This is a genomic window from Bradyrhizobium sp. USDA 241, assembly GCF_049739505.1.
In the GTDB taxonomy this organism is placed as follows: Bacteria; Pseudomonadota; Alphaproteobacteria; order Rhizobiales; family Xanthobacteraceae; genus Bradyrhizobium; species Bradyrhizobium liaoningense.
In genome coordinates this window covers 2602758-2628308 of the sequence record NZ_JBMGPZ010000005.1, presented here as the reverse complement: position 1 = coordinate 2628308, position 25551 = coordinate 2602758, and the positions used below count along the sequence as shown (strand labels likewise).

Annotated in this window: 21 protein-coding genes and 1 pseudogene; 6 read left to right on the top strand and 16 right to left on the bottom strand. The window is 64.9% G+C overall.

Annotation, left to right across the window (positions count from 1 at the left end; genetic code table 11):
* Positions 1–6 precede the first annotated feature (6 nt).
* Positions 7–717, bottom strand: coding sequence for a TetR/AcrR family transcriptional regulator (locus tag ABIF91_RS34515; RefSeq protein WP_028179207.1), 711 nt, complete (start codon positions 715–717; stop codon positions 7–9).
* Between the two features lie 117 nt (positions 718–834).
* On the opposite strand from ABIF91_RS34515, the gene ABIF91_RS34510 reads away from it, so the two are divergent.
* The gene (locus tag ABIF91_RS34510; protein WP_028179206.1) at positions 835–1812 is read left to right on the top strand and encodes a tripartite tricarboxylate transporter substrate binding protein; all 978 of its coding nucleotides are present in this window, start codon (positions 835–837) and stop codon (positions 1810–1812) included.
* A 216-nt stretch (positions 1813–2028) separates the two neighbouring features.
* Here ABIF91_RS34510 and ABIF91_RS34505 read toward each other — a convergent pair whose 3' ends face one another.
* Positions 2029–3171 (bottom strand): mechanosensitive ion channel family protein, encoded by a 1143-nt coding sequence (locus tag ABIF91_RS34505; protein WP_028179205.1) that lies wholly within the window; start codon positions 3169–3171, stop codon positions 2029–2031.
* Between the two features lie 127 nt (positions 3172–3298).
* Between ABIF91_RS34505 and ABIF91_RS34500 the strand changes: the two genes are divergently transcribed.
* Positions 3299–4549, top strand: coding sequence for a DUF763 domain-containing protein (locus ABIF91_RS34500; RefSeq protein WP_035674661.1), 1251 nt, complete (start codon positions 3299–3301; stop codon positions 4547–4549).
* 33 nt (positions 4550–4582) lie between these two features.
* Here the strand turns inward: ABIF91_RS34500 and ABIF91_RS34495 are convergent, their stop codons facing one another.
* From ABIF91_RS34495 to ABIF91_RS34475, 5 genes and pseudogenes are all read right to left on the bottom strand, one after another.
* The gene (locus ABIF91_RS34495) at positions 4583–4825 is read right to left on the bottom strand and encodes a hypothetical protein (RefSeq protein ID WP_028182284.1); all 243 of its coding nucleotides are present in this window, start codon (positions 4823–4825) and stop codon (positions 4583–4585) included.
* Between the two features lie 217 nt (positions 4826–5042).
* On the bottom strand, positions 5043–5228 hold the full coding sequence (locus ABIF91_RS34490) for a hypothetical protein (RefSeq protein WP_424579648.1): 186 nt from the start codon (positions 5226–5228) through the stop codon (positions 5043–5045).
* Between the two features lie 142 nt (positions 5229–5370).
* A pseudogene (locus tag ABIF91_RS34485) lies at positions 5371–6635 on the bottom strand (cytochrome P450).
* Positions 6636–6736: 101 nt separating this feature from the next.
* Positions 6737–7057: a hypothetical protein gene (locus tag ABIF91_RS34480; protein ID WP_028178542.1), complete on the bottom strand. Its 321-nt coding sequence runs from the start codon at positions 7055–7057 to the stop codon at positions 6737–6739.
* A gap of 106 nt (positions 7058–7163) precedes the next feature.
* Positions 7164–7937, bottom strand: a complete 774-nt coding sequence (locus ABIF91_RS34475) for a ferredoxin--NADP reductase (protein WP_028178543.1) — start codon at positions 7935–7937, stop codon at positions 7164–7166.
* Positions 7938–8094: 157 nt separating this feature from the next.
* Between ABIF91_RS34475 and ABIF91_RS34470 the strand changes: the two genes are divergently transcribed.
* A complete protein-coding gene (locus ABIF91_RS34470; RefSeq protein WP_028178544.1) occupies positions 8095–9291 on the top strand; it encodes an amidohydrolase family protein in 1197 nt (398 codons plus the stop codon).
* Positions 9292–9565: 274 nt separating this feature from the next.
* Here ABIF91_RS34470 and ABIF91_RS34465 read toward each other — a convergent pair whose 3' ends face one another.
* The 8 genes from ABIF91_RS34465 to ABIF91_RS34430 form a co-directional block, all read right to left on the bottom strand.
* Positions 9566–10033 carry a MarR family winged helix-turn-helix transcriptional regulator gene (locus tag ABIF91_RS34465; protein WP_028178545.1) on the bottom strand — a complete coding sequence of 156 codons (468 nt, stop codon included), beginning with the start codon at positions 10031–10033 and terminating at the stop codon, positions 9566–9568.
* A 13-nt stretch (positions 10034–10046) separates the two neighbouring features.
* Positions 10047–10751: an ABC transporter ATP-binding protein gene (locus tag ABIF91_RS34460; protein ID WP_028178546.1), complete on the bottom strand. Its 705-nt coding sequence runs from the start codon at positions 10749–10751 to the stop codon at positions 10047–10049.
* Positions 10748–11539, bottom strand: coding sequence for an ABC transporter ATP-binding protein (locus ABIF91_RS34455; RefSeq protein WP_035674655.1), 792 nt, complete (start codon positions 11537–11539; stop codon positions 10748–10750). The genes ABIF91_RS34460 and ABIF91_RS34455 overlap by 4 nt, the downstream gene beginning before the upstream one ends.
* Entirely contained in the window at positions 11536–13425 is a 1890-nt protein-coding gene (locus ABIF91_RS34450) for an ABC transporter permease (protein WP_028178548.1), read from the bottom strand. The genes ABIF91_RS34455 and ABIF91_RS34450 overlap by 4 nt, the downstream gene beginning before the upstream one ends.
* 151 nt (positions 13426–13576) lie before the next feature.
* Positions 13577–14779: an ABC transporter substrate-binding protein gene (locus tag ABIF91_RS34445; RefSeq protein ID WP_028178549.1), complete on the bottom strand. Its 1203-nt coding sequence runs from the start codon at positions 14777–14779 to the stop codon at positions 13577–13579.
* 77 nt (positions 14780–14856) lie between these two features.
* Positions 14857–15441: an amino acid synthesis family protein gene (locus ABIF91_RS34440; RefSeq protein WP_024338309.1), complete on the bottom strand. Its 585-nt coding sequence runs from the start codon at positions 15439–15441 to the stop codon at positions 14857–14859.
* A gap of 26 nt (positions 15442–15467) precedes the next feature.
* Positions 15468–16361, bottom strand: coding sequence for a UPF0280 family protein (locus ABIF91_RS34435; RefSeq protein WP_424579647.1), 894 nt, complete (start codon positions 16359–16361; stop codon positions 15468–15470).
* Complete coding sequence (locus ABIF91_RS34430; protein ID WP_028178551.1) at positions 16358–17815, bottom strand: hypothetical protein; 1458 nt, start codon at positions 17813–17815, stop codon at positions 16358–16360. Before ABIF91_RS34430 ends, ABIF91_RS34435 begins: the two co-directional genes overlap by 4 nt.
* Positions 17816–18054: 239 nt before the next feature.
* Between ABIF91_RS34430 and ABIF91_RS34425 the strand changes: the two genes are divergently transcribed.
* Both ABIF91_RS34425 and ABIF91_RS34420 read left to right on the top strand, forming a co-directional pair.
* Positions 18055–18537 (top strand): (2Fe-2S)-binding protein, encoded by a 483-nt coding sequence (locus ABIF91_RS34425; RefSeq protein WP_028178552.1) that lies wholly within the window; start codon positions 18055–18057, stop codon positions 18535–18537.
* Positions 18537–22067, top strand: coding sequence for a molybdopterin cofactor-binding domain-containing protein (locus ABIF91_RS34420; RefSeq protein WP_028178553.1), 3531 nt, complete (start codon positions 18537–18539; stop codon positions 22065–22067). Before ABIF91_RS34425 ends, ABIF91_RS34420 begins: the two co-directional genes overlap by 1 nt.
* A gap of 142 nt (positions 22068–22209) precedes the next feature.
* On the opposite strand, the gene ABIF91_RS34415 is transcribed toward ABIF91_RS34420, so the two are convergent.
* Positions 22210–23178 carry a catechol 2,3-dioxygenase gene (locus ABIF91_RS34415; protein WP_028178554.1) on the bottom strand — a complete coding sequence of 323 codons (969 nt, stop codon included), beginning with the start codon at positions 23176–23178 and terminating at the stop codon, positions 22210–22212.
* Positions 23179–23603: 425 nt separating this feature from the next.
* On the opposite strand from ABIF91_RS34415, the gene ABIF91_RS34410 reads away from it, so the two are divergent.
* On the top strand, positions 23604–25343 hold the full coding sequence (locus ABIF91_RS34410) for an ATP-binding protein (RefSeq protein ID WP_424579646.1): 1740 nt from the start codon (positions 23604–23606) through the stop codon (positions 25341–25343).
* Positions 25344–25551 lie beyond the last annotated feature (208 nt).

Sequence of the window (25551 nt, the reverse complement as noted above, 5' to 3'; positions counted from 1 at the left end):
CTTGTTTCAAGGCTTGCTGCTGATGACCGGACGCCGCCGCGCCGGCGCGGCTTGATCGAGCGCGGGTGCCTGGAATGCGGCGACCGTGGCCTGCACCAATTGCTCGATGGCCCCTGCGGCATCGCCGCCGTCGGCCTCGCCGCGCGACAAGCGCGAAACGCGCTCCGGCGTCACCAGCGAATAATAGAGCGCACCGAGCAGAAAGTGGCTGCGCCAGACGATGTCCGTACGCGGAATGTGCGGCAGGCTCTCGTGGATCGCATCGATGAAGGCATGGCTGGTGTCGTCGAAGGTCTGCGCGATGATTTTTCGCACGACCTCGTTGCCCTCCGCCGACATCACCGCGCGCAGCCGCGTGAATCGCGCGCCGCCGCCCGCGAGATCGCTGCCCGAAGTGAAGGCCGGCACCACATAGGCGCGCACGATCGCCTCCAGCCGATCCTGCAGATCGCGCACACGCCTGGCGGCGGCAAGCAGCTCGGAACGGCGCAGATTCATCGGCCCGCAATGGCGCCGGTAGATCTCCAGCAACAACCCGTCCTTGGTCCTGAAATGATAGGTCACACTGCCCGGATTGGCCCCGGCGGCATGCGCGATGTCTCGCACCGAGACGGCATTGAATCCGTTGGTGGCGAACAGCTCCTCGGCCGCGGCGAGGATCGCCTCGCGCATGTTCGGCTTGCGGGCTGTTTCCCTGCGGGTGGGCTTGCGTATCATGTGATTTGTACTATCGTACAAAAGATCAGGTCTCGTCAACAAAAACGATGGCAGGGTACAGTCGGCCTGGAAAGAGCGCCACTGGAATGCGAACGCCGCCTATGGAGTGCTGGGAATATGTTGGATTTGAACAAGAAGATCGGCCGCCTGCTGCTGGGCGCCACATTGCTGCTGGCAGCGGGCGCAGCTCAAGCCGACAACTATCCGAGCAAGCCGGTCCACATCCTGGTGCCCTATGCAGCGGGCGGAGCAGTCGACGTGCTCGCGCGCACGCTGGGCCAGGCGCTGGCGAAGACCTGGGGGCAGCAGCCCGTGATCGACAATCGTCCCGGCGCGGGTGGCATCGTCGCCTCGCAAACGCTGACCAAGTCCGCGCCTGACGGTTACACGCTGATCCTGGTCGCGAGCGGCCATCCGCTCAACCAGTTCATCTATCCAAGCGTACCCTACGACACATTCAAGGATTTCACCGCGATCACCGAAGTCGCCTCGTCCCCGCTCGCGATCGTGGTGGCCAAGGACAGCCCTTACAAGACGCTCGGCGATCTCCTTGCCGCCGCCAGGAAGGAGCCGGACAAGCTCTCCTACGGCATGTCCGGCAACGGCACCTCGGCGCATCTTGCGGGCGAGCTGCTGAAATACATGTCCGGCACCAAGATCGTCGCGATCCCCTACAAGGGCGGCGCGCCGGCGCTGACAGCCGTGATCGCCGGCGAGATCCCGCTCAGCATCAATCCGCTTGCCGAAGCGATCGGCCAGCTCGAGGGCGGCCCGGTGCGCGCGCTGGCGGTGACCTCCGCCGAACGCTCGAAGGCGCTGCCGGATGTTCCGACCATCGCCGAGGCCGGCGTGCCCGGCTACGACGTCTCGGTCTGGTGGGGCGTTCTTGGACCGGCAAACATGCCGCCGGAGATCGTGTCCAAGCTCGAAGCCGACCTGAAGGCCGCGCTGCAGGATCCCGGCGTGCTATCGACGCTCAGCAAGATCGGCGCAGCGCCGGTCGGCTCCTCCGCCAAGGAGTTCGACGCCTACATGCACGCCGAGGCGACCAAATGGGAGCCGGTGCTGAAGGCCGCCAACATCCGCGCGCAGTGAGGCTCTGCACACTTCCAGGTGCATCGCGCGCACCGCCCTGCTTGCATCAGTCGTTGCTTCGCTGACGGCGCTCGCCCGCGCCGACGGCGAAGCAAGGCTACTTGCGCCGGACAGCAAGCCGCTTCGCCAAGGCAGTACGCGAATGGGTCGCATTCGCTGTCGGCGCGCGGATCGGCCAGCCGACGCGGCCGTGGTCGGCGCCGGCTGATCGCGGAGTCAATTGCGCCCGCCTGCCCGCATCTTCTCCGGCGGCGTGACGCGCCGCACGAAATCAGCATCATCGTCGCCAGGCGGGATCAGGATCGCGCGGTCGCGCGGCAGCGCCTCCGGCATCTCGTCCCGGATGAAGGCCACCAGCTTCTCCCTGATCTCGCAGCGGAGGTCCCAGGACTGCGGTGCATTCCTGGCGCTGACCAGCGCCCGAAGCTCGATGGTGCGCGCATCGGCATCGATCACCTGGAGATTGACCACCTCACCGTCCCACAGCTTTGACTGCTTTACCGCCTGCTCCAGCCAGTTCCTGATGCGTTGGACGTCGGCACGATAGTCGACATGAAGCGCGATTACGCCGATGAGGGATGCGGTGTCGCGCGTCCAGTTCTGGAACGGTTTTTCGATGAAATAGGACAGCGGCACCACCATGCGGCGCCAGTCCCACAGCCGGATCACGACATAGGTCGAGGCGATGTCCTCCACCCAGCCCCATTCGTTCTCGATGATCACGGCGTCCTCGATGCGGATCGGCTGGGTGATCGCGATCTGCAGGCCCGCGATCAGATTGCTCAGCAGCGGGCGGGCGGCGAGACCGACGATGATACCGGCCGCGCCCGCGGAGGCGAACAGACTGACGCCGTATTGCCGGACCGAATCGAACGTCATCAGCGCGGCCGAGATCGTGATGACGACGATGATGGTATCGGTGACGCGCTTGAACACGCGCACTTGCGTGACGTGCTTGCGTGCGACGAAATTCTCGGTGACGTCGCGAAAGTTCTGGAGATAGCGCGCAGCACTCATGTCGACGATCCGGATCGAGATCCAGCCGATCAGCGCGATGAAGGCCACGACGAACAGCCGCATCAGCGGCGTGCGGATCGCGTCGTCCAGCGGCGCGAGCGGCAGCACCAGTGCGACGGCGGCGAGACAGAGAGCGAGTTGGGCGGGGCCCGCGGTCCGATCGATGAACACGCTCAAAAGGGGAAAGCGGGTGCCGAATGCGCGGCCAAGCAGCCATATGGCGACCCGATAGACCAACAAGGCGAGCAGGATCGCGCCGGCAACGAGGCTGAGGCCAACGAACCATTGGGGTATCCAGCCGAACATCCTGTCGATGTCGGCCATGAGGGCCTGCCAATTCATTGCTGTCCCCGTCATTGCATGCGCACCAGCGCGCTCAACGCCTTCCCGGCCGGCTTGGCTCCCCCGTTCAGTGCAACGCAGCATCCCGCTGATGCAACCGTCGCCGAATTGCACTAGATTGAACCGCATGACTCGACGAACCGGCAGCGCCGATCTCCCTCTTCACACCGGCCGGGTTCCGCCGTGGCTGGCAAGTCGCATGTCGTCGCTGGGAGCGATCGTCACCCAGGCGATCGTGCATCATTACGGCCGCGATGCGTTCCTCCAACGGCTGTCGCATCCGTTCTGGTTCCAGTCGTTCGGCGCAGTGATGGGAATGGACTGGCACTCTTCCGGCATCACCACCTCCGTGATCGGCGCACTGAAGCGCGGGCTCGGACCGCTTCAGGACGAGCTCGGAATTTATGTCTGTGGCGGCCGAGGTCAGCACTCGCGCAAGACGCCGGACGAGTTGTTGCAACTCGCCGACCGCGTCGGCTTCGACGGCGCAAAGCTGACGCGCGCCAGCCGCTTGGTGGCCAAGGTCGACAGCGCCGCGGTCCAGGACGGTTTCGACCTTTACCTGCACGGCTTCTTCGTGACGGCCGACGGCAAATGGACGGTGGTGCAGCAGGGCATGAACGGCGACAAGCGGCAGGCGCGACGCTATCACTGGCATTCCGAGGCGCTGAAGAGCTTTGTCGATGCGCCGCACAGCGCAATCGACGGGCCGCAGCAGGGGGAGATCGTCAATCTCACCGATCATCGCGCCGACATTTCTCGGACGGCGCAGCTCGAACTACTCTGCGATCTCGGCCCCGATCGCATCGTCTCCGAATTCGAACGGCTCATCGGGACCGAGTCCACGCCGGCACAAGGCACGCTGCCGCATCTGATCATGCCCTCCCATCACGACGTCCGTCCCAAGGACGTATTCGCGCGCCGCCTGCACGGTACGCTGGCCGCCGCAGCCGAGCGGGGCCCCGTCGATTTCCCGGAGCTGCTGCTGACGCCGGGCGTCGGCGCGCGCACCGTGCGTTCGCTCGCGATGGTCGCGGAGGTCGTGCACGGCGCACCCTATCGCTTCAGGGATCCCGCGCGTTTCTCGCTCGCCCATGGCGGCAAGGACCGACATCCCTACCCCGTTCCGATCAAGGTCTATGACGAGACCATCCGGGTGCTGAAGGGCGCGATCCAGAACGCGAAGCTCGGACGCGAGGAAGAGATGCATGCGATCAAGCGTCTGGACGACCAGGCGCGGCGGCTGGAGCGGACCGCGCGCGGCCCTTCGGTTGAGGCTTTCATCGCCACCGAGCGTGCGGCCTCCGCGGATCTCGATGGCCGTTCGGTGTTCGGCTGGGAGCGCGATCTTGCGCCCACAAGAAAGCGGACCGGCTGAACACCGGTCCGCAAGTTGGCGGGAGGAACGATCTCAGGTCTCGTCGGCCTCCGGCGTCCCGTCGAGCCGGTTCGCGGCGTGGTCCTGATATTGTTCAGTCTGGATGGACTTGCCGTCCATGCCACGAATATCCGAATGCTGTTTCTTGTCACGGTTGGACAGCACCATGTTGTCGCCGATCATATCCTTGGGGACGTCGGTCAGTCCGCCGGTGCCGTCGCCCTTGCCGTGCATGCCCGATCTGAAATGCGTTTTGCTGCCATGCCCACTCGGCATTTGTCTCTCCTCTTGCAGTGACCTTCCAAAGACCTAGTGCTTCTGTTGCGCCGGCGTCGGTTTCGGCTTGTGCCCGCTCTGACCGGGAATGTTGTGATCGCTCCCCGGCGGCTTCTTAACCTCCAATGGCGCCTTGGCTTTCTCATGAGGCCCCGGGTCCGACCTGACGGATGCTGTTCGGGGTCTTGGCGGATATCGACATGGGATGTCGCTCTCCTCAACGATCTTGCTGGTAGCCTTGATTGGTCGTGTTCTGCTTGATGTTGCCCTGCTGTCCCTGCTGGTCCGGATTCTGAGCACGTTGCTGGCCGTGTGGCGCCTGATCGGCCGACGTTTGCTTGCTGTCGTCAGTTCCCTTGCGGCTCTGATTGTCGGGCGGAACAGGTGGCATTTTGCTGGTCACGATCTTGTCTCCCGTTAAGACGTCGATCTGCGAGATGCACGGCCAAGGAATTCGTTGCCGCGCGTCCAGGAGACAACAGGTCCAGCGGCACACCGTTCCTGACTGATCGCGCGCGGCAGAGATTTTCCGAAGGGCGCGGATCTCAACCCGCCGCGGTGAGGGAACGCCCAAGGCGCGCTCCCGCGCGCTCCGGTGTTCCACGGCTCTCAGCCGTGACGGGAAGTTTCGTGATCGCGCGCAAGCCCGGCCGCCTGCGCCAATGGACCTCGGCGGGATCGACGGCAAGACCGAGTTTCGGCCATCGCACGAACAGCGCTTCCAGCGCGCAGGCTGCCTCGATGCGCGCAAGCTGATGGCCGAGGCAGAAATGGATTCCAGTGCCGAATGAAATATGACGGTTCGGCTTGCGCTCGAGTCGAGTCGCTCGGGACAATCGTGCACCGCCGGATCCATGTTCGCGGCGGCGAGCATCACCATGACGCGGTCGCCCTTCTTCAGGCACACGCCTTCGACCTCGACGTCGCGGCGCACATAGCGAGGCTTGGAGAATTGCACCGGCGACACGAAGCGCAGGAACTTCTCCACCGCAAGCCCGACACGGCTCCAGTCCTGTTCCAGCCAGTCACGCAAGCCGGGATTCCTGAGAAGCTCATACACCGAACCGCTAATGAGATGAGTGGTCGTCTCGGATCCCGCCGCGAGCAGCAGAAACACCATCGAAACCATCTCGTCCGGCGTGATCTGACCGCCTTCGCGCTCGACCTGGACCAGTTCGGCAATCAGGCCCTCGCCGCCCTTGACGCGCGCGATCTGCAACTGTTGCCTGAGGTAGACTCGCATCTTGCGGAACGCGAACAGCAAGCGGAAGAAGCTGACGACATTCGTCAGCGAGGACATTTCGTTGGCCCAGGCGATGAACTTCGGGCGATCGGCCGGCGGCAGGCCCAGGAGTTCCGAGATGACCGCGAGCGGCAGGATGCGCGCGTAGCGCTGAACGAGATCGGCCGGGCTTCCTGCTGCAAACAGTTCGTCCGCAAGCGTGTCGGCGATGGCACGGATGCGCGGCTCCATCGCAACGATCGCGCGGCGGCGAAACGCCTCGTCCACGATGCTGCGCAGCCGCGTGTGATCCGGCTCGTCCATCGTCAGCATGTTGTTGGCGATGGTCCTGACATATCTGGGCATCCACCAGCGCAGACCCGCGACGTCGCCGTCCTCCTTGCGCAGCGTGAAGGTCGCGCCGTCCTTCAGCACCTGTGCTGTCGCATCATGGGTCGTGGTGATCCAGACATCGCCGACGATAGGAAATCGCGTCGCAACCACCGGGCCGGACATGCGCAACGTCGCGATTGCCTTGGGCGGATCGCGGAAAAAAACCTCGCTGGCAAAATCGAGGCGCACAGTCATGGAATCACCGGACCGATTGCTGGCGTTTCACCCAGATGGTGCGCGGCGCGACCGCCGCAAGGGGCGCCTTGTGATCGACCGCAGGCGTGGGGGAGATGCCCCTATCCGCGCCCGGGCGAACGCTGGCCGGTCTTGCGCTGCTGGGTGTAGGCGTCCCAATGGCTCCAGCTGCCATTGCTGAGGCTCTGCAGGTCGGTTGCGAGCGGACGGCGCGTGCGCTTGTCGTGATCGGCGATCGCGCGCTCCGACTGTGCGATCTTCCGCTTGAGTTCCGCGATCGACTTTGGGGTCTGGCCATCCCGCTTCGATGAGGCGATCTCGCCCATCGTGAAGCGCGCGGTCTCCAGCGCCTTCAACTCGGCGCGGTTCTTCTTCAACTGAACCCGGTGCCAGGCGATGTTGCTGTCGCTGTCCGCAACCATGTGGGAACTCCGCTGATTCGCTCCCACAGTGTATCAAGCGCCGAATCGGCGCCGCAACGGGCCCCACGCGGCGAAAATACGGTCTTATCGCGCGGGAATTGCGAGATTACCGCTCGGCGAAGGCCTTTTCGACCACGAATTGGGCGGGCTCGCCGTGATTGCCCTCGGCGAAGCCGCGTTCGCGCAGGAGCACGCGGGTGTCCGCGACCAGCGCAGGGCTGCCGCAGATCATGACGCGGTCATGCGCGGCTTCCAGCACCGGCAGGCCAATATCGGTGAACAGCTTGCCTGACGTGATGAGGTCCGTGATGCGGCCACGGTTGCGGAAGGGATCGCGGGTCACGGTCGGGTAGTAGATCAGCTGATTGCGAATGTATTCGCCGAGCAGCTCGTCCTTCGGCAGATGCTCGGTGATCATCTCGCCATAGGCGAGTTCCTTCACGTGCCGGCAGCCGTGCAGCAGCACGACCTTCTCGAACCGCTCATAGGTCTCGGGGTCCTTGATCACGCTCAGGAAAGGCGCGAGGCCGGTGCCGGTGCCGATCAAATAGAGGTTGCGCCCCTCTTCCAGGTTGTCGATGACCAGTGTGCCGGTCGCCTTGCGGCTGACGATGATCTCGTCGCCTTCCTTCAGGTGCTGGAGGCGCGAGGTCAGCGGGCCGTCCGGGACCTTGATCGAGAAGAACTCCAGCGTGTCCTCGTAATTGGCACTGGCGACGCTGTAGGCCCGCAGCAGCGGCTTCTCGCCGACCTTGAGCCCGATCATGGTGAATTCGCCGTTGCGGAAGCGGAAGGTCGGGGTGCGGGTGGTCTTGAAGGAGAACAGCGTGTCGGTCCAGTGGTAGACGCTCAAAACGCTTTCCTGATTGAAATTGCTCATCTCACCCTTCCGTGTCGCTTGCTTGCGGTGCCGAGGCGGTCAGCTATGCGTCGTTTGTACACGATCATTCGTATACTAATGAATAATCCTGCTTGATCCCGCGGTCAAGGCTGCCCAAGATCGAAAGCGTTGCAGTTGAGAATAAGGAGCCCCTTCCATGGCGCATGACGCACCCCAGGCCACCGGACCATCCAAGCTCGTGATCCGCAATATCGGCCTGATCCTGTCCGGCGCTTTGGAAAAGCCGATCCTGGACGGCGACACCATCGTCGCCGAGAACGGCAAGATCACCGCGATCGGCCGCTTCAAGGACTGCAACGTCGAAGGCGCGACCACCATCGTCGACGCCCAGGGCACCACGGTGGCGCCGGGCCTGATCGACAGTCACGTCCACCCCGTCGCCGGCGACTGGACGCCGCGCCAGAACCAGATCAACTGGATCGACAGCTACCTCCATGGCGGCGTCACCACCATGATCTCCGCCGGCGAGGTTCACATGCCCGGCCGCCCCCGCGACGTCGTCGGCCTCAAGGCGATGGCCGTGTTCGCCCAGCGCGCGTTCTGGACCTTGCGTCCCGGCGGCGTGAAGGTTCACGCCGGCGCGCCGGTGATCGAATGCGAGATGGTCGAGGAAGACTTCAAGGAGATGGCCGCCAACGGCGTCAAGCTGCTCGGCGAAGTCGGCCTCGGCGGCGTCAAGGACGGCCCGACAGCGCGGAAGATGGTCGGCTGGGCCCGCAAATACGGCATCCAGAGCACCATCCACACCGGCGGCCCCTCGATCCCAGGCTCCGGCCTGATCGACAAGGACGTGGTGCTGGAGGCCGACACCGACGTTGTCGGCCATATCAATGGCGGCCACACCGCCCTGCCCGATGACCAGATCCGTTGCATCTGCGAGGGCTGCAAGCGCGGGCTCGAGCTCGTGCACAACGGCAATGAGCGCTCGGCCTTGTTTACGCTGCGCACCGCGCGCGAGATGGGCGATCTGCATCGCGTCATCCTCGGCACCGATGCGCCCGCCGGCTCCGGCGTGCAGCCGCTCGGCATTCTGCGCATGGTCTCGATGCTGTCCTCGCTCGGCGATCTGCCGGCCGAGATTGCGTTCTGCCTTGCCACCGGCAACACTGCGCGGATGCGGCAGCTCGATTGCGGCCTGATCGAAGTCGGCCGCTCCGCCGATTTCGTCATCATGGACAAGGCGCAGCACTCGCCCGGCAAGAACATCCTGGAGAGCGTCCAGCTCGGCGACCTCCCCGGCATCGGCATGACCATCATCGACGGCATCGTGCGTACGCAACGCAGCCGCAACACCCCGCCGGCCGGGAAGGTGCCGGAGGTGGTGGCGAAGTAGGATTAGACGAAAGCCAGACCCGTCATCCTGAGATGCGAGCACGCGGCGCGATGGCGCCGTGTGCGGGCCTCGAAGGATGAACGGCCAAGATGCAGCCGGGCCGTCGCCCTTCGAGGGCCGCTGAAGAAGCGGCCACCTCAGGGTGACGGTGAGAGAGCAGAATTCACCGCTCCTGTAGGGTGGGCAAAGCGAAGCGTGCCCACCATTCTTTCTCCAGCCGCAGAAATGGTGGGCACGGCGCTCGCGCGCCTTTGCCCACCCTACGAGACCGACATCACCGCAGCTTGTTCAATAGTGCCATCAGTGTCTCGCGCTCCCTCGCGTCGAGCGGCGCCAGCGTCTCGCGCGTGATCGCCAGCGCATTGGGCGCCAGCTTCTCCGCAAGCTGCTGACCCGCACGCGTCAGGCTGACCAGGAGCCGCCGTCCGTCATCGGGATCCTGGCAGGTCTCGGTCAGGCCGCGCGCGGTGAGACGATCGATCACGCCCTTGATGGTCGCGACGTCCATCGCCGTCAGCCGCCCGAGCTGGTTCTGCGAGCATGGCCCGGTCTCGGCCAGTTTCGACAATGCCGCCCATTGCGTCGGCGTCAGATTGGTGCCGATGTCGCGGGCGAAGATCGAGCTATGGCGCTGCCAGACCTGGCGCAGAATGAAACCGACCTGCTCGTCGAGCACGTAAGGCGGCCTGTTAAACGCTTTGGCCGGTTTGACGTTCTTCTTCGCCGTCACGCTTCTCGCCATCCGTTCCCCGCCCTCACAACGACAGATGCGCGTCGCGGATATCAGGACGCGCGTCGAGCTCGGCCATGGTGCCGCCGAAGCAGATCCGGCCGCGCTCGATGATGTAGGCGCGATCCGAAATCAGCCGCGCGAAATGGAGGTTCTGCTCGGAAACGACGATGCTGACGCCCTCCTTCTTCATGGTCAGGATGGCATCGACCATCTGCTCCACGATCTTCGGCGACAGGCCCTCCGAAGGCTCGTCGAGCAGCACCAGCGAGGGATTGCCCATCAGCGTGCGCGCGATGGTGAGCATCTGCTGCTCGCCGCCGCTCATGCGGCCGCCGGGACGGTTTTTCATCTCGCCCAGATTTGGAAACAGCGCGAACAGTTTCTCGCGCGTCCAGTGCGGCGCGTTCGGGCGCTTCGGCTGGCGGCCGACTTCGAGGTTTTCCTCGACTGTCAGGTCAGTGAAGATGCGCCGCTCCTCCGGAACGTAGCCGAGCCCCTCGCGCACGATCTCGTGCGTCGGCTTCGCCGAGACGTCCTTGCCCTCGAATGTGATGCGGCCGGAGCGCTGCGCGACGAGGCCGACGATCGAGCGGAACGTCGTCGACTTGCCCGCGCCGTTGCGCCCAAGCAATGCCACCACCTCACCCTCACCGACCTCGAAGCCGATGTCGAATAGGATATGGGCCGGGCCATAATGGCTATTGAGGTCTTGCACCGTGAGCTTCATGCCGATGTTCCCTCGCGGTGGCGGGCATCGTAGACGAGGCCCTCGCCGAGATAGACCGCCTGCACCTGCGGATTGCCGCGCACCTCCGCCGGCGAGCCTTCGGCGATCAACGTCCCGCGGTTGAGCACGATGATACGGTCGGCATGTTCGAACACCACGTCCATGTCGTGCTCGGTGAAGAGCACGCCGATCGACTTCTCCCGCGCGATGCTCGCGGTCAGCCGCATCAGATCGACGCGCTCGCGCGGCGCCATGCCCGCGGTCGGCTCGTCCATCAACAGCAGCTTCGGCTGGTTGGCGAGCGCGACCGCAAGCTCGAGCCGCTTGAGGTCGCCATAGGCAAGCTCGCCGCAGGGACGGTCCGCATAGCCGCCCATGCCGACCAGCTCGAGCAGACGGCCGGCCTCGCCGCGGTCGAACTTCGGCGCCGATCCCCAGAGGTTGTAGAGCTGCTTCCCGTGCGAAATCAGCGCGACCTGGACGTTCTCACGCACGGTCATGGTGGCGAAGGTCGCGGTGATCTGGAACGTGCGCCCGACGCCGAGCCGCCAGACCTCACGCGGCTTCCTGCCTGTGATCTCTTCGCCGAGCAGGCGGACATGGCCGCTATCAGGCTTGTTCTGGCCGTTGAGCATGTCGAAGCAGGTGCTCTTGCCGGCGCCGTTAGGGCCGATCAGCGCCAGGATCTCGCCCGCGCGTAGCGAGAACGAGACGCCGCGCACCGCATGGATGCCGCCATAGGATTTGGTCAGGCCTTCGACCGCGAGAAGTGGGGGTGCAACGCTCATTCGGCAGACTCGATCGGCTTGGCAAGCAAGGGAGAGCCCGGCGGCGAAGACTTTCGCCGGCGCTGCGCCAGCAGTTCGAGCATGCCGACGATGCCCTTGGGGAAGACGACGACGATCAGCATGATGAAGCCGCCGAGCACGAGCTTCGACAGATCGGTCTGGCTCACCAGCCAGATGTTCAAGGCCTTGTAGACGATGGCCCCGATCACCGCGCCGGACACCGTCTCGACGCCGCCGAGCAGCACCATGACCAGCGCGTCGACCGACAGCGAGATGCCGAGATTGTCGGGGAAGACGCTGCCCTTGAGGTAGGCGAACAGCGCGCCGCCGATGCCGGCGGTCGTGCCGGCGATCACGAAAGCGGTCCACTGGATCCGCTTGGCATCGATGCCGATCGCTTCGCTGCGAAGAAGCGAGTCGCGCGTTGCGCGGAGCGCGTAACCGAACGGCGAGAACACCATGGCCCGCAGCGCGACGGTCACCAGCGCCGCGACGCCGAGCGCAAGCCAGTAAAAATGCGACGGGCTCGCCGCCCAGCTCGACGGCCAGAGACCGAGAATGCCGTTGTCGCCGCCGGTCACGCTCACCCATTGGAACGCGATCGACCACACGATCTGCGCAAAGGCGAGCGTCAGCATCGCGAAATAGACGCCGGAGAGCTGCACTGCGAAGAAGCCGAACACGGCGGCGCCCATGCAGCCGAGCAGCGGGCCGAGCAACAGACACACGATCATCGGCAGCCCCGCCATCTTGGCGAGGAAGGCGATGCCGTAGGCGCCGAGCCCGAAATAGGCGGCATGGCCGAAGGACGCGAGACCGCCGACCGACATCAGGAAGTGCAGGCTGACCGCGAAGATCACGAAGACCGCGATCTCCGAGCCCACGGTGAGCAGATAATTGCCCGCGAACAGCGGCAGCATCGCTGCGACGACGAGCGCAGCAACCGCCGCCAGCCGTTCGTTCGACGTCAGCGGCCGCCAGGGATTGACGGTGAGGCCAGGCGTCTTGCGCGCGGCCGCCTCCGGCTTGCCGAACAGGCCCCAGGGCCGCACGATCAGCACCACCGCCATCACCAGGAAGACCAGAATGACGGAGATCTTCGGGAAGATCAGGATCCCGAAGGCATTCAGCTCCGAGACCAGCACGGCAGCGACGAAGGCACCGACGATGCTGCCGAGGCCGCCAATCACGACCACGACAAACACCTCGACGATGATGCGCAGATCCATGGCGTGATGCACGGCATCGCGCGGGATCTGAAGCGCGCCGCCGAGGGCTGCGAGGAAGACGCCGACCGCGAACACCGACGTGAACAGCCATTTCTGGTTGACGCCGAGCGCGGCAACCATGTCGCGGTCCTGCGTCGCCGCGCGCACCAAGACGCCCCATCGCGTGCGCTGGAACAGCAGCCAGAGAATGCCGAGCACGACGGGTCCCAGCACGATCAGAAACAAATCATAGCTCGGAATGTTCTGGCCGAAGAAATCGATGGCGCCCCTGAAGCCCGGCGCGCGGCGGCCGACGAGATCGTCGGGCCCCCAGATCAGGACCACGAGGTCCTCGACCATCAAGGTCAGGCCGAAGGTCGCGAGCAGCTGGAACAATTCGGGCGCGTGATAGATGCGACGGAGCAGCACCATCTCGACGATGACGCCGATCATCGCCACGGCCAGCGCGGCAAGCACGATGCTGCCCCAGAACCCAAACGCACCCGAAAGCCGCTCGGTGAGCGTGAAGGCGATGTAGGCGCCGATCATGTAGAAGGCGCCATGCGCGAAATTCACGATCCGGGTCACGCCGAAGATGATCGACAGGCCCGAGGCCACCAGGAACAGCGACGCTGCGCTGGCGAGACCGGTCAGAAACTGTACGACATAAAAGGCCATCGGCGGTCCGGGTTGGTTGGATCTCAGTACTGGGCTTCATCCTTCGAGACGGCGCTCCGCGCCTCCTAAGGATGAGGTCCGGGACCCTCATGGTGAGGAGCGCGGCGACGCCGCGCGTCTCGCCCCCATGGAGGCCCCGATCTCTCTTGCTTCAATCTTTCGGGCGCAGCTTCGCGACTTCGGCGTCGCTCGGCAGATAGTCCGCGCCCTTCTTGTAAGACGAATCCACCATCACGCCCTTGCCGTCCTTCAGCGCGGTCTTGCCGACATAGGCACCGAGCGTCGACTGGTGGTCGATCTTGCGGAAGGTGATCTCGCCGAACGGCGACGGCATGGACAGCCCTTCCGCCGCGGCAATCAGCTTCTCCGGATCGGTCGAGCCGGCCTTCGCGAGAATGGCGGCGGCCGACTTGATGGTCTGGTAGCCGACGATCGAGCCGAGGCGCGGATAGTCGTTGTACTTGGCCTGATAGGCCTTCAGGAACGCGTCATGCTCGGGCGTCTTGATCGAGTACCAGGGATAGCCGGTGACGATCCAGCCCTCCGGCGTCTCGTCCTTGAGCGGATCGAGATATTCGGGCTCGCCCGTGAGGAACGAGACGACCTCTCGCCCCTTGAACAGGCCGCGGGTGTTGCCTTCGCGCACGAGCTTCACGAGGTCGGCACCGAAGGTGACGTTGAGGATCGCTTCGGGATTGGCGGCGGCAACCGCCTGCACCACGGGACCTGCGTCGATCTTGCCCTGCGGCGGCCACTGTTCGTCGACCCACTGGATGTCGGGACGCTTCTCCGACATCAGCTTCTTGAACACGGCGACCGCCGACTGGCCGTATTCGTAGTTCGGCGCGATCGTGGCCCAGCGCTTGGCCGGCAGCTTCGCAGCCGCTTCGACCAGCATCGCCGCCTGCATGTAGTTGGAGGGACGCAGGCGGAAGGTGTATTTGTTACCCTTGGACCAGGTGATGGCGTCCGTCAGCGGCTCGGCCGCGAGGAAGAACACCTTCTTCTGGTTGGCGAAGTCGCTGACCGCAAGGCCGATGTTGGACAGGAAGGTGCCTGCGAGCATCGCAACGCCCTCGCTCGAGACGAGTTCGTTGGCCGCGGTCTGCGCGTCGGCCGGCTTGCCGCCATCATCCTTGGAAATGACGACGAGCTTCTTGCCGTTGATGCCGCCTGCCGCATTGATCTCCTCGACCGCAAGCTGCCAGCCCTTGCGATAGGGCTCGGTGAACGCCGGCAGCAGCGAGTAGCTGTTGATCTCGCCGATCTTGATGTCCTGCGCCAGGGCCGAATGAGCCATGCCGCCCGCCAGAAGCGCTACGGCCGCGCCGACGATAGTATTTCTTGCTCGCATCCCAACCTCCAGTTTGAAATCTACTTCTTGAGCATGATTTCATCGGAAAACCGGTTTCCACTTTTCCGGATCATGCTCTATCTCAGACCGTCTTCGCCCTTGATCTCCGCGACCGTCAGCCCGCCGACGCGCGGCAACGGACGGCCGCTGTCGGTGACGGCGACCGCGACCATGATCTCGTTGGCGCGCGGTGCGTCGTTGATCTGCACTTCCATGCCATCGAAGTGACTGCGCACGAAGGCAGCATCCTTGTGCCCGAGCGGAATGTCCAGCGTCGTGCCCGGGCCGCTACGCTTCTTCGAGGAGGGGATCAGAGCGGCGCCCTTGCCCAGCACTTTGCGCACCGGCGCGCCCATCTTGGGGTGGAGGATGGCGGCGGCATGCTCCAGCTCGCCGTTCTCGCCGACGGCGGCGGCCTTGCCGTAGCTCTGCGCCTTGGCGCCATCGATGCCGAGCGCGGCCACCGCGCGCTTCGACAAGAGTTCGCCCAGCTCCTCGCCGATCGCGATCAGCGGCGAAAGATCCTCGACATATTTTCCGGCGAATGGATTCTCGATGACGGCAATCGCAGCCGCACGCCGGGTCGGCGGCGACACCTGCCGGCCCATCTCCATCTGCGTCTCTTCGACGACGGTGACGATCTTGCGGATGATCGCGCTCATGATTGTGTCCTTAGGCTCTTCCCTGTTCAGGCATGAACCGCGTTCTCCAGCTGACGCGGGCGCGCTTCTTGCCGTTCAATATCTTTCGGTCCAATGACAAGCATATCACCACAAAGCTGCAACACCGCACCTTTGATCAGTCGACGATCGAATAAATGCCGTGCACATTCCGCGCCAGATTCGAGCGCGGCGGCGATCTCATCGTGAGACAGTTCGCCGACATCGCAGGTGACGAGGCGCGCGCCCAGATCGCTGTCGGGTTGAAGCTCGTTCGCGGGCCTGCGGATGATGGCGGGATGCCCGGGATCGACGGCATTCGCGATCACCGTCGCCGCCGCATCGGCTTGCGACGCGGTCGCCGCCAGCACCGTCACGGCATCGGCGATGCCGAGCGAAAAGCTGCGGCCGTGGCGTCCGCTGGTCGCGACGCCCCGCGACGGGTCATTCGCATCGATCCTCATCGTCCGCATCACGCCGTCGCGGTCGGGCCGATCCATCAGTCCGACCGAAAAATGCGTGCCTTCAGCGAGATGAAGCGCGATGTCGCCACCATTGTTGACGTAAGCGCGATCGAGCGCCGCAGCGCGCAGCATCGCCCCCAGAATCTCCTCGGCCACGCTGCCGGCAACAGCCGCCATCGGCGTGATGAAGCAATCGGCGGCATAGGGCGCGACAGCGGCATGCATACGACGCGCGACGGCGCCGGTCAGCGAAGTTCGCGTCGCAGCATCCGCACGCAATTCAGTCAGTTCCGCGCATAGCTCGTCGAGAAGCCCGGTGAACCGGCGGGCCGCAGCCTCATAGGCTGTGCGCACCTCGCCCGCACGTCCCCTCGCCTCCACGATCAGATCAATCGGTCCATCCTGCAAATGCAGCCGCCGGCCATCAGACAGCAATGCGATTTGCGGGCGCCTCGTCATGTCCGGCGTCCCGGAATCGGGTGATGCCAGGGCAACTGGCGGACATCGTCGCCGTTCTGCACCTCGGAGAGCGGCTTCACATAATCCATGTGGCCGCCGAGCGCGGCGTAGTCGGACAGCTTCATCGTGAACTCGATCGGCGCGACCAGCGCCGGCGTCGGCACATAACCGAACGCGCCTGACGGCATCTGCGTCACGTCGACCATGTAGGTGATGCCGCCACCGGGCCAGACATAGACCGGCGCGCCGCCGCTGGTGACGCGCGTCAGCGCATCCTTCACCGAACGCGTCAGTCGCACCGGATTGTCGGTGACACCGGCACGCAGTGAGCCACCGGCGCCGGCCATGAACAGCACGGTGCACAGCGCGGGCTCGCAGTTTTCCTGGATACGCTCGACCGAGAATCTCAACTCGGCCGGCATCTCGGTCTCGGTCGGCTTCAAGGCTTCGTCGAGCACGTAGTACGACGAATGCTCGCCCGTGGTGGAGACCATCAGCATGGTCAGACCGGGCTTCGCTTCCTTGGCATCGAACGGCCCGAGGATCGACAAGGGATCCGAAATGTTGGTGCCGCCCCAGCCCGTGCCGGGATCGGCGACCTGGAAATAGCGGCCGGGCGTCGAGCGCCGTCCCTTCATCTTGATGCCGGTATCGGCGATGTCGAGAAGCTTGCCGGCCTGATGCTCCGAGAGCACGCCGGTGATGTGGTCGTCGACAACCACGACCTCGTCGACCTTGCCGTGCCATTGCTTGGCGAACATGCCGATCGTCGCCGAGCCGCAGCCGACGCGCATGCGCTCTTCTTTCATGCCGTTGACGATCGGCGGCTGCCCGGCCTGCACCACCACGGTGGCGCCACCGTCAATGGTGAGCTCGACCGCCTTGCAGTTAGCAAGGTCCATCAGCGTGTCGCAAGTGACGCGGCCTTCCTTCTTGGAGCCACCGGTGAGATGATGCACGCCGCCGAGCGACAGCATCTGCGAGCCATATTCGCTGGTCGTGACGTGGCCAACCGCCTCGCCCTGCGCCCGCACGGTCGCAGTCTCCGGACCAAGATAGCGATCGGTGTCGATCTTCACCTTGATCCCGCAATAGGAGAAGATGCCCTCGGTGACCACGGTCACCATGTCGACGCCGTCGACCTCCGCGGAGACGATGAACGGCGCCGGCTTGTAGTCGGGATAGGTCGTGCCCGCGCCGATCGCGGTCACGAAGGTCGAGGGTTCGTGGACGATCTTGCCGTCCCAGTCTTCGGTGCGACTGAACGGGACGAGCTTGCCGCCATGCGAGACCGTGCGCTCCAGGATCACATGCGGATCGACACGGACGAGCTTGCCGTCGTGATTGGCGTAGCGGTCGCAGGCGCCCGCTGCGCCCGGCTTGATGTAGCACATCACCGGACAAGCATCGCAGCGGATCTTGTCGATGACGGCGCTCGTCGTTTCAATCACCATATCGGAGCCGGCGGCCACTGCGGTTATCATTCGTACACGAACAATGTTGCGCCCGGTCCCCTGGCGCTGTCAAGCGGCGGTGCAACGCAAAAGATGCGGCTGCCGCATAAAACCTCATTTGCCTATCGGCTCTGTCCACAAAGAAGGCAACCACGCTGCAGTGCGGGATGCACCGCTTGCACGTTTGTGTACAAACGGTATCGTTCGCACGGTAGAGTTATGCGCGCTTGGGAACGAGGATGACGAAGACACCGATCCGCCTCACCGTGAACGGCAGGATCCACGAAGTCACGGCGGAGCGCCAGACGCCGCTGCTCTATGTGTTGCGCAACGAGCTCGCGCTCAATGGCCCCAAATATGGTTGCGGCCTCGGCGAATGCGGCACCTGTACTGTCCTGATCGACGGCGCGGCGGCACGCTCCTGTGTGATTCCGGTGAGCGGCTGCGCCGGCCGCGACATCGTGACGCTCGAAGGACTTGGCACCCGCGACAAGCCTGATGTGGTGCAACAGGCCTTCATCGACGAGCAGGCCGCACAATGCGGCTATTGCCTCAACGGCATGATCATGACCACCAAGGCGCTGCTTGCGATCAACCCGCGGCCGACCGAGCAGGAGGCGCTGGCGGCGCTGCGTTACAATCTTTGCCGCTGCGGTACCCATGTCGAGATCCTGCGTGCGGTGATGCGGGCATCCGGCCAGTTCGCCGAGGCCGCGGACTGATGGCCTCCCCTGTTTCGAACGGAGCTGAGCGGCCATCGGGCTCGCTCGTGGTCGCCCGCACCGTGGACGAGGTCACATCCGAGACCTTCGTCCGCATCACCGCGGACGGGACGGTCACGGCCTATAACGGCCATGTCGATCTCGGCACTGGCATCCGCACCGCCCTTGGCCAGATCGTCGCCGAAGAGCTCGACGTTTCCTTTGCGCGCGTCGTGGTCGTGCTCGGCGACACGTCGGTGGTGCCGAACCAGGGTCCGACGATCGCCAGCGAAACCATCCAGATCACAGCCGTGCCCCTGCGCAAGGCGGCGGCGCAGGCGAGGCACTTCCTGATCGCGCGCGCGGCCGAGCAGCTGGAGCTGCCGGCCTCCGAGTTGCGGATCGAGGACGGCCTCGTGCGCGGGCACGACAACCGCAGCGTCAGTTATGGCGAGCTGATCGGCGGCGAAGAGATCCGGCTCGAGCTTGCCGACGATGTCGCGGTCAAACCTGTCGGCGACTACGCGATCGTCGGCCAGTCGATGCCGCGCGTGGATATGCCCGCCAAGGCCACGGGCGAGCTGACTTTCGTCCACGACATCCGCGTGCCGGGCATGCTGCACGGCCGCGTGGTGCGGCCGCCCTATGCTGGCGTCGATGCCGGACCGTTCGTCGGCACCAGCCTGCTCGCGGTCGATGAATCCTCGGTGCGCGACATTCCCGGGCTCATAGCCGTGGTTCGCATCGGCGATTTCGTCGGCGTTGTCGCCGAGCGCGAGGAGAATGCGATCCGCGCGACAGAGCAGCTCGAGGTGAGCTGGAAGCCGACACCAACCCTCACCGACCTTGCCGACGTCGAAACCGCGCTGCGCGCCAATCCATCGACGCCGCGCACGCTGATCGACAAGGGCGACGTCGATGCGGCGATATCAGGCGCTGCCAGGCCGATGCAGCGCACTTATCTCTGGCCGTATCAGATGCACGCCTCGATCGGCCCATCCTGTGCCGTCGCCGACTACAGGGACGGTAATATCCGCGTCTGGTCGGGCACGCAGAACCCGCACGTGCTGCGCAGCGATCTTGCGTTCCTGATCGAACGTCCCGAGAGCGATATCGAGGTGATCCGGCTCGAAGCCGCAGGCTGCTACGGCCGCAACTGCGCCGACGACGTCACCGCCGACGCACTGCTGCTGTCGCGCGCGGTCGGCCGGCCCGTTCGCGTGCAATTGACACGCGAGCAGGAGCACGCCTGGGAGCCCAAAGGCACCGCGCAGCTCATCGACGTCAACGGCGGGCTCGATGCCGACGGCGGCATTGCCGGTTACGATCTCGCAACGCGCTATCCCTCGAACGCCGCGCCGACTCTGGCGCTGCTGCTGACCGGCCGCATCTCGCCCGATCCGGCCGTGCTCCAGATGGGCGACCGCACCGCGATCCCGCCCTACGATTACGACCACATGCGTGTCGTCGCCCACGACATGCCGCCGATCGTGCGCGCCTCCTGGTTCCGCGGCGTCTCGGCACTGCCGAACACCTTTGCGCATGAATCCTATATCGACGAGGCCGCGACCGAGGCCGGCGTCGATCCGATCGAATATCGGCTGCGCTATCTCAAGGACCAGCGCGCGATCGACCTGGTCAATGCAGTAGCCGAGCGCGCGGGGTGGACGCCGCGGCCGGTCCGTGAGGAGAAAGACGGCGAGGTCGTGCACGGGCGCGGCTTTGCCTACGCGCTTTATGTCCACAGCAAGTTTCCCGGCTATGGCGCGGCGTGGTCGGCCTGGGTCGCCGACGTCGCGGTGAACAAGACGACCGGCGATGTCAGCGTCACGCGCGTCATCGCGGGACAGGACTCCGGCCTGATGATCAATCCGGACGGCGTGCGCCACCAGATCCATGGCAACGTCATCCAGTCCACCAGCCGCGCGCTGATGGAGGAGGTTTCGTTCGAGCGCGGCGCGGTGGCGGCGCGCGAATGGGGCGCCTATCCCATCATCCCCTTCCCGGACGTGCCCAAGGTCGACGTCCTGATGCTGCCGCGTCAGGATCAGCCGCCGCTCGGCGTCGGCGAATCCGCCTCGGTGCCGAGCGCGGCGGCGATCGCCAACGCGATCTTCGATGCCACCGGCGTGCGCTTTCGCGAGCCGCCGTTCACGCCTGAACGCATCCTGAAAGGGCTGCACGGCGATGCGGCGGTGATGCCGCAGGCGCTGCCCGCGCCCGCGGTGTCGCAGCCGGCCGGCATCTGGCAAAACCCGTTCGCAAAGCGCGCCGGCGTCTTCGCGACCATTGCGGCTCTCTGCACAGCTGCAATCGGCGTCGGCGCGGCGCTGCTGCCCGGACGTGCGATTGCACCCATCGCGCGCCCCGACGCGTCAGTCTATTCCGCGGCGACGATCGCGCGCGGAGAGCTGCTCGCGGCGCTCGGCAATTGCGCGGAGTGCCACACCTCGACCGGCGGCGCGCTCAACGCCGGCGGCCGCGCGCTTGAAACGCCGTTCGGCACGATCTACGCGACCAACATCACGCCCGACGTCGAGACCGGCATCGGCGCCTGGTCCTATCCCGCCTTCGAGCGCGCCATGCGTGACGGGCTGCACCGTGATGGGCGGCAGCTCTATCCGGCCTTTCCCTACACGCATTTCGCCAAGACCAGCGACGCCGACATGCAGGCGCTGTACGCTTACCTCATGGCCCAGCCTGCGGTGCGCGCGACGGCTCCGGACAACAAACTCGCCTTCCCGTTCAATCTTCGCCCGCTGCTCGCGGGCTGGAATGCGCTGTTCCATCAGAGCCGAGAGTTCAAGCCCGATCCCGCCAAGTCCGAGCTTTGGAATCGCGGCGCCTACCTGGTCGAGAGCCTCGGCCATTGCAGCGCCTGTCATTCGCCGCGCAACGCGCTCGGCGCCGAGCAGCGCGCAGCCTATCCCGCCGGCGGCTTTGCCGAGGGTTGGGAGGCGCCGGCGCTGACCTCAGTCTCGCAGGCACCGATCCCGTGGAGCGAGGATGAGCTTTTCGCCTATCTGCGCACCGGCCATTCGCGCTATCACGGCGTCGCGGCCGGCCCGATGGCACCGATCGTCCGGGACCTCAAGGCCCTGCCCGACCAGGACATCCGTGCGATGGCGGTCTACCTCAACTCGTTCAACGACGCCGCGCCCGACCGGCAGGCGCAGGATGCACTCGCCACCCGGCTCGAGAGCGCGACACAAGTCACCGTCGCGTCCTCTGCCGGCGCGCGGTTGTACCTGGGCGCCTGCGCCGTCTGCCACGAGGTCGGCGGCCTGCCGCTGTTCGGCACTCGCCCCTCGCTCGCGCTGAACAGCAACCTGCACAGCGCGACAGCGGACAATCTGGTCCAGGTGATCCTGCATGGGATCGCCGAACCGGTCACAAGCGATCTCGGCTACATGCCCACCTTCAAGAACAGCATGAGCGACACGCAGGTCGAGGAGCTCGTCACGTTCCTCCGCAGGCAGTTCGCACCTGACAAGCCAGCATGGACCAACCTGCGCGAGACGATCGTGCGCGTGCGGGCGCCAGCGCATTGACGATATGACCGTCATTCCGGGGCCCGAGCGTAGCGAGGGAGCCCGGAATCCATAATCACGAAACGGGGTTATAGATTCCGGGCTCGCCGCTTCGCGCCGCCCCGGAATGACACCGCGTGAGTGGAACGTCAGAAGTGTAACACTAGCCGTGCTTCTTCACCTCGACCGGCGGCGTGCCATGGGTGTGGAACGACTCGATCGTCTTCAGACCCCAGGCCTGGCCCTTCTTGCGCTCCTCCTCAGTCCACACGATCGGCTTCCAATCCGGCGCGAGAATGAGACGCGCGCCGGCATTGGCGACCTCGACGCGGTTGCCGCCCGGCTCGTAGACGTAAAGAAAGAAAGTCTGCTGGATCGCGTGCTTGTGCGGGCCGGTCTCGATGTGCACGTCGTTCTCCAGAAAGATGTCGGCGGCGCGAAGAATCTCCTCGCGGCTGTCGAGCGCATAGGTGACGTGGTGGAAGCGGCCCGGCACGCCCGAATGGTCGAGCGAATAGGCGAAGTCGTAGCTCTTGTTCGACATCGTCAGCCACATCGCCGCTTCCCGGCCGTCATTGAGCACGATCTGCTCGGTGAGACGGCAGCCGAGATAGGTCTCGAAGAACTCGCGGTTGGCCTTGATGTCGGCGGCGAGGCAGTTGAGATGGTCGAGACGGCGGACATTGACGCCGCGGGCCGGAAAGCGCTGCGCCTGGTTCTTCAGCGCTGGCTTGAGTTCGGGCGGCGCCTGATACCATTCGGTCTCGTAATAGAGCTCGACGATGTGGCCGTCGGGATCGCGGCAGCGGAAGGTCGGCCCCTGCCCCATGTCGCCGTCGATCCAGCCGATGTCGAAGCCGGATCCTTTCAGCGCGGCAACACGGCGCTCCAGCGCCTGCTGGCTGCGCGCGCGTAGCGCCATGTGGCCCATACCCGATGTCTTCGACGCCGTGAGCTTGAGCGAATAGCGCTCGTAATCGTCCCAGCCGCGCAAGTAGACCGACTCGCCTTGTCGTCCGCTGACGGTCATGCCCATGACATCGACGAAGAATTTCAGGCTCTCGTCGGGCTTCGGCGTCAGCAGCTCCATGTGGCCGAGATGGGCGAGATCGAGGATTGGTTCGGGCTGCATGATTTCCTCCAGGGACGTCGCTACGATCCGCCTCACCGGACGGCGCGATTGAACGCGAGGCACACCGACGCGCACGGCGCCGGTGGCAGCGAACATTTGTACTAATGTACAAATGATTAGGTCCCGTCAACAAATCAAGCCGCCATGCCACTGCAAACAGTGGCCGAGCCGGGGCCGGCGGGTCTTCCAAACGAGCGGTCGGCCGCCTGAATGGTAAAGTCTTCCTTAAGGCCGGCCCGACGCAATGGCCTGGAAAAGCAGCAATTTCCCGGCGATTCCGCCCATGAGTATGCATCAGGACCAAACCCGTTGACCGAATTGTCGCGGATTTAACGAAGCGCCCGCGCCTACCGCTTAACCCTTTGTCCAGCGACGGCCGCGCATAGTCCGGAACAAATCCCTTGCTCTTGCCGGGTTCATTCATCGTGACATCCTTTGGACGCGTGATTTCGGTTCGCGGATCGCTCGCCCGGGTCGGGCTATTGGCGGCAAGCCAGATGCCGATCTCGGAGGTTCGGGCGACTGTCGGCCGTTTCGTCAGCATTCGCTGCGCCAGCTCCGTCATCGTTGCGATGATCACCGAGGTCTCCTGCGAGAACCTGTCGAGCTCCGACGGCTACATCGCCATCGCCTCGGTCGACCTGCTCGGCGAGATCCTCAACGCCGCGGACAAGGCCAAATTCCAGCGCGGCGTCACCAACTATCCGACCATCGGCGATGCCGTCGACCTGATCACCAGCCAGGAGCTGCGCACGATCTACGCGCCGACCGGGTCGGACCAGATCAACGTAGGTTTCCTCCAGCAGGACCGCTCCGTCGTCGCCTATGTCGATGTCGAGGAGATGCTGTCCAAGCATTTTGCCGTGCTGGGCTCGACCGGCGTCGGCAAATCGACCGGCGTCTCGCTCCTGCTCAACGAGATCCTGAAGGCGCGGCCGAACCTGCGCATCTTCCTGCTCGACGTGCACAACGAATATGGCCGCTGCTTCGGCGACCGTGCGCTGGTGCTGAACCCGCGGAACCTGAAGCTGCCGTTCTGGCTGTTCAACTTCGAGGAAATCGTCGACGTGCTGTTCGGCGGCCGCGCCGGCGTGCCGGAGGAGCTCGACATCCTCGCCGAGGTGATCCCGCTGGCCAAGGGCGTCTACACCCAGTACCAGAACGCCGACCGCATCGGCCTCAAGCGCATCGATCCCAAGCAGATCGGCTACACGGTCGACACCCCGGTACCCTATCGCCTGGTCGACCTGTTGTCGCTGATCGACGAGCGCATGGGCAAGCTCGAGAACCGCTCCTCGCGCATCATCTATCACAAGCTGATCTCGCGCATCGAGGCCGTGCGCAACGACCCGCGCTACGCCTTCATGTTCGACAACGCCAATGTCGGCGGCGATACCATGGCCGAGGTGATCAGCCATCTGTTCCGCCTGCCGGCCAACGGCAAGCCGATGACGGTGATGCAACTCGCCGGTTTCCCGGCCGAAGTGATCGATTCCGTCGTCTCGGTGCTGTGCCGCATGGCCTTCGACTTCGGCCTGTGGAGCGACGGCGTCTCGCCCTTGCTGTTCGTCTGCGAGGAAGCGCATCGCTATGCGTCCGCCGACCGCAACGTCGGCTTCGGGCCGACCCGCAAGGCGGTGTCGCGCATCGCCAAGGAGGGTCGCAAATACGGCGTCTACCTCGGCCTCATCACCCAGCGCCCCGCAGAGCTCGACGCCACCATCATCTCCCAGTGCAACACGCTGTTCACGATGCGTCTCGCCAACGACCGCGCCCAGGCGCTGCTGCGCGCCGCAGTGTCGGATGCCGCCGCGAACCTGCTCTCCTTCGTGCCGTCGCTCGGCACGCGTGAAGTGCTGGCCTTCGGCGAGGGCGTCGCCCTGCCGACGCGCCTGCGCTTCAAGGAGGTGCCTCCGCACCAATTGCCGCGCGGCGAGGCCACCATCAGCAGCGTGCCGTCCGTCACCTCCGGCCACGACATGCATTTCGTCAGCGCCGTGCTCGAGCGCTGGCGCGGCGCCACCTCGCAGCGCGACGTGCCCAACGACCCCGTGTTCTCGGCGCCGCCGGCGAAGACGATGTCCAGCGTCGAAGCCCCGATGCTGCAACCATCGATGGGCCTCGATCCGGACCGCTTCTCGCTGTTGAAGAAGCCGCTGCGGTAGGGGACGAACACCGCCTCCGCAAATTCCGGCGTCATGCCCCGCGAAGGCGGGGCATCCAGTACGCCGCGACTTCTCGATTGAATCACAAGCGGCTCTGGAATACTGGATCGCCCGATTGAATCGGGCGATGACAGCAAGCGTGTGGCACGCGCCTTCCGCGTACCATAGCGCGTTGAGCCCGCCACCCGCATCGACTATGGTTGCCGGC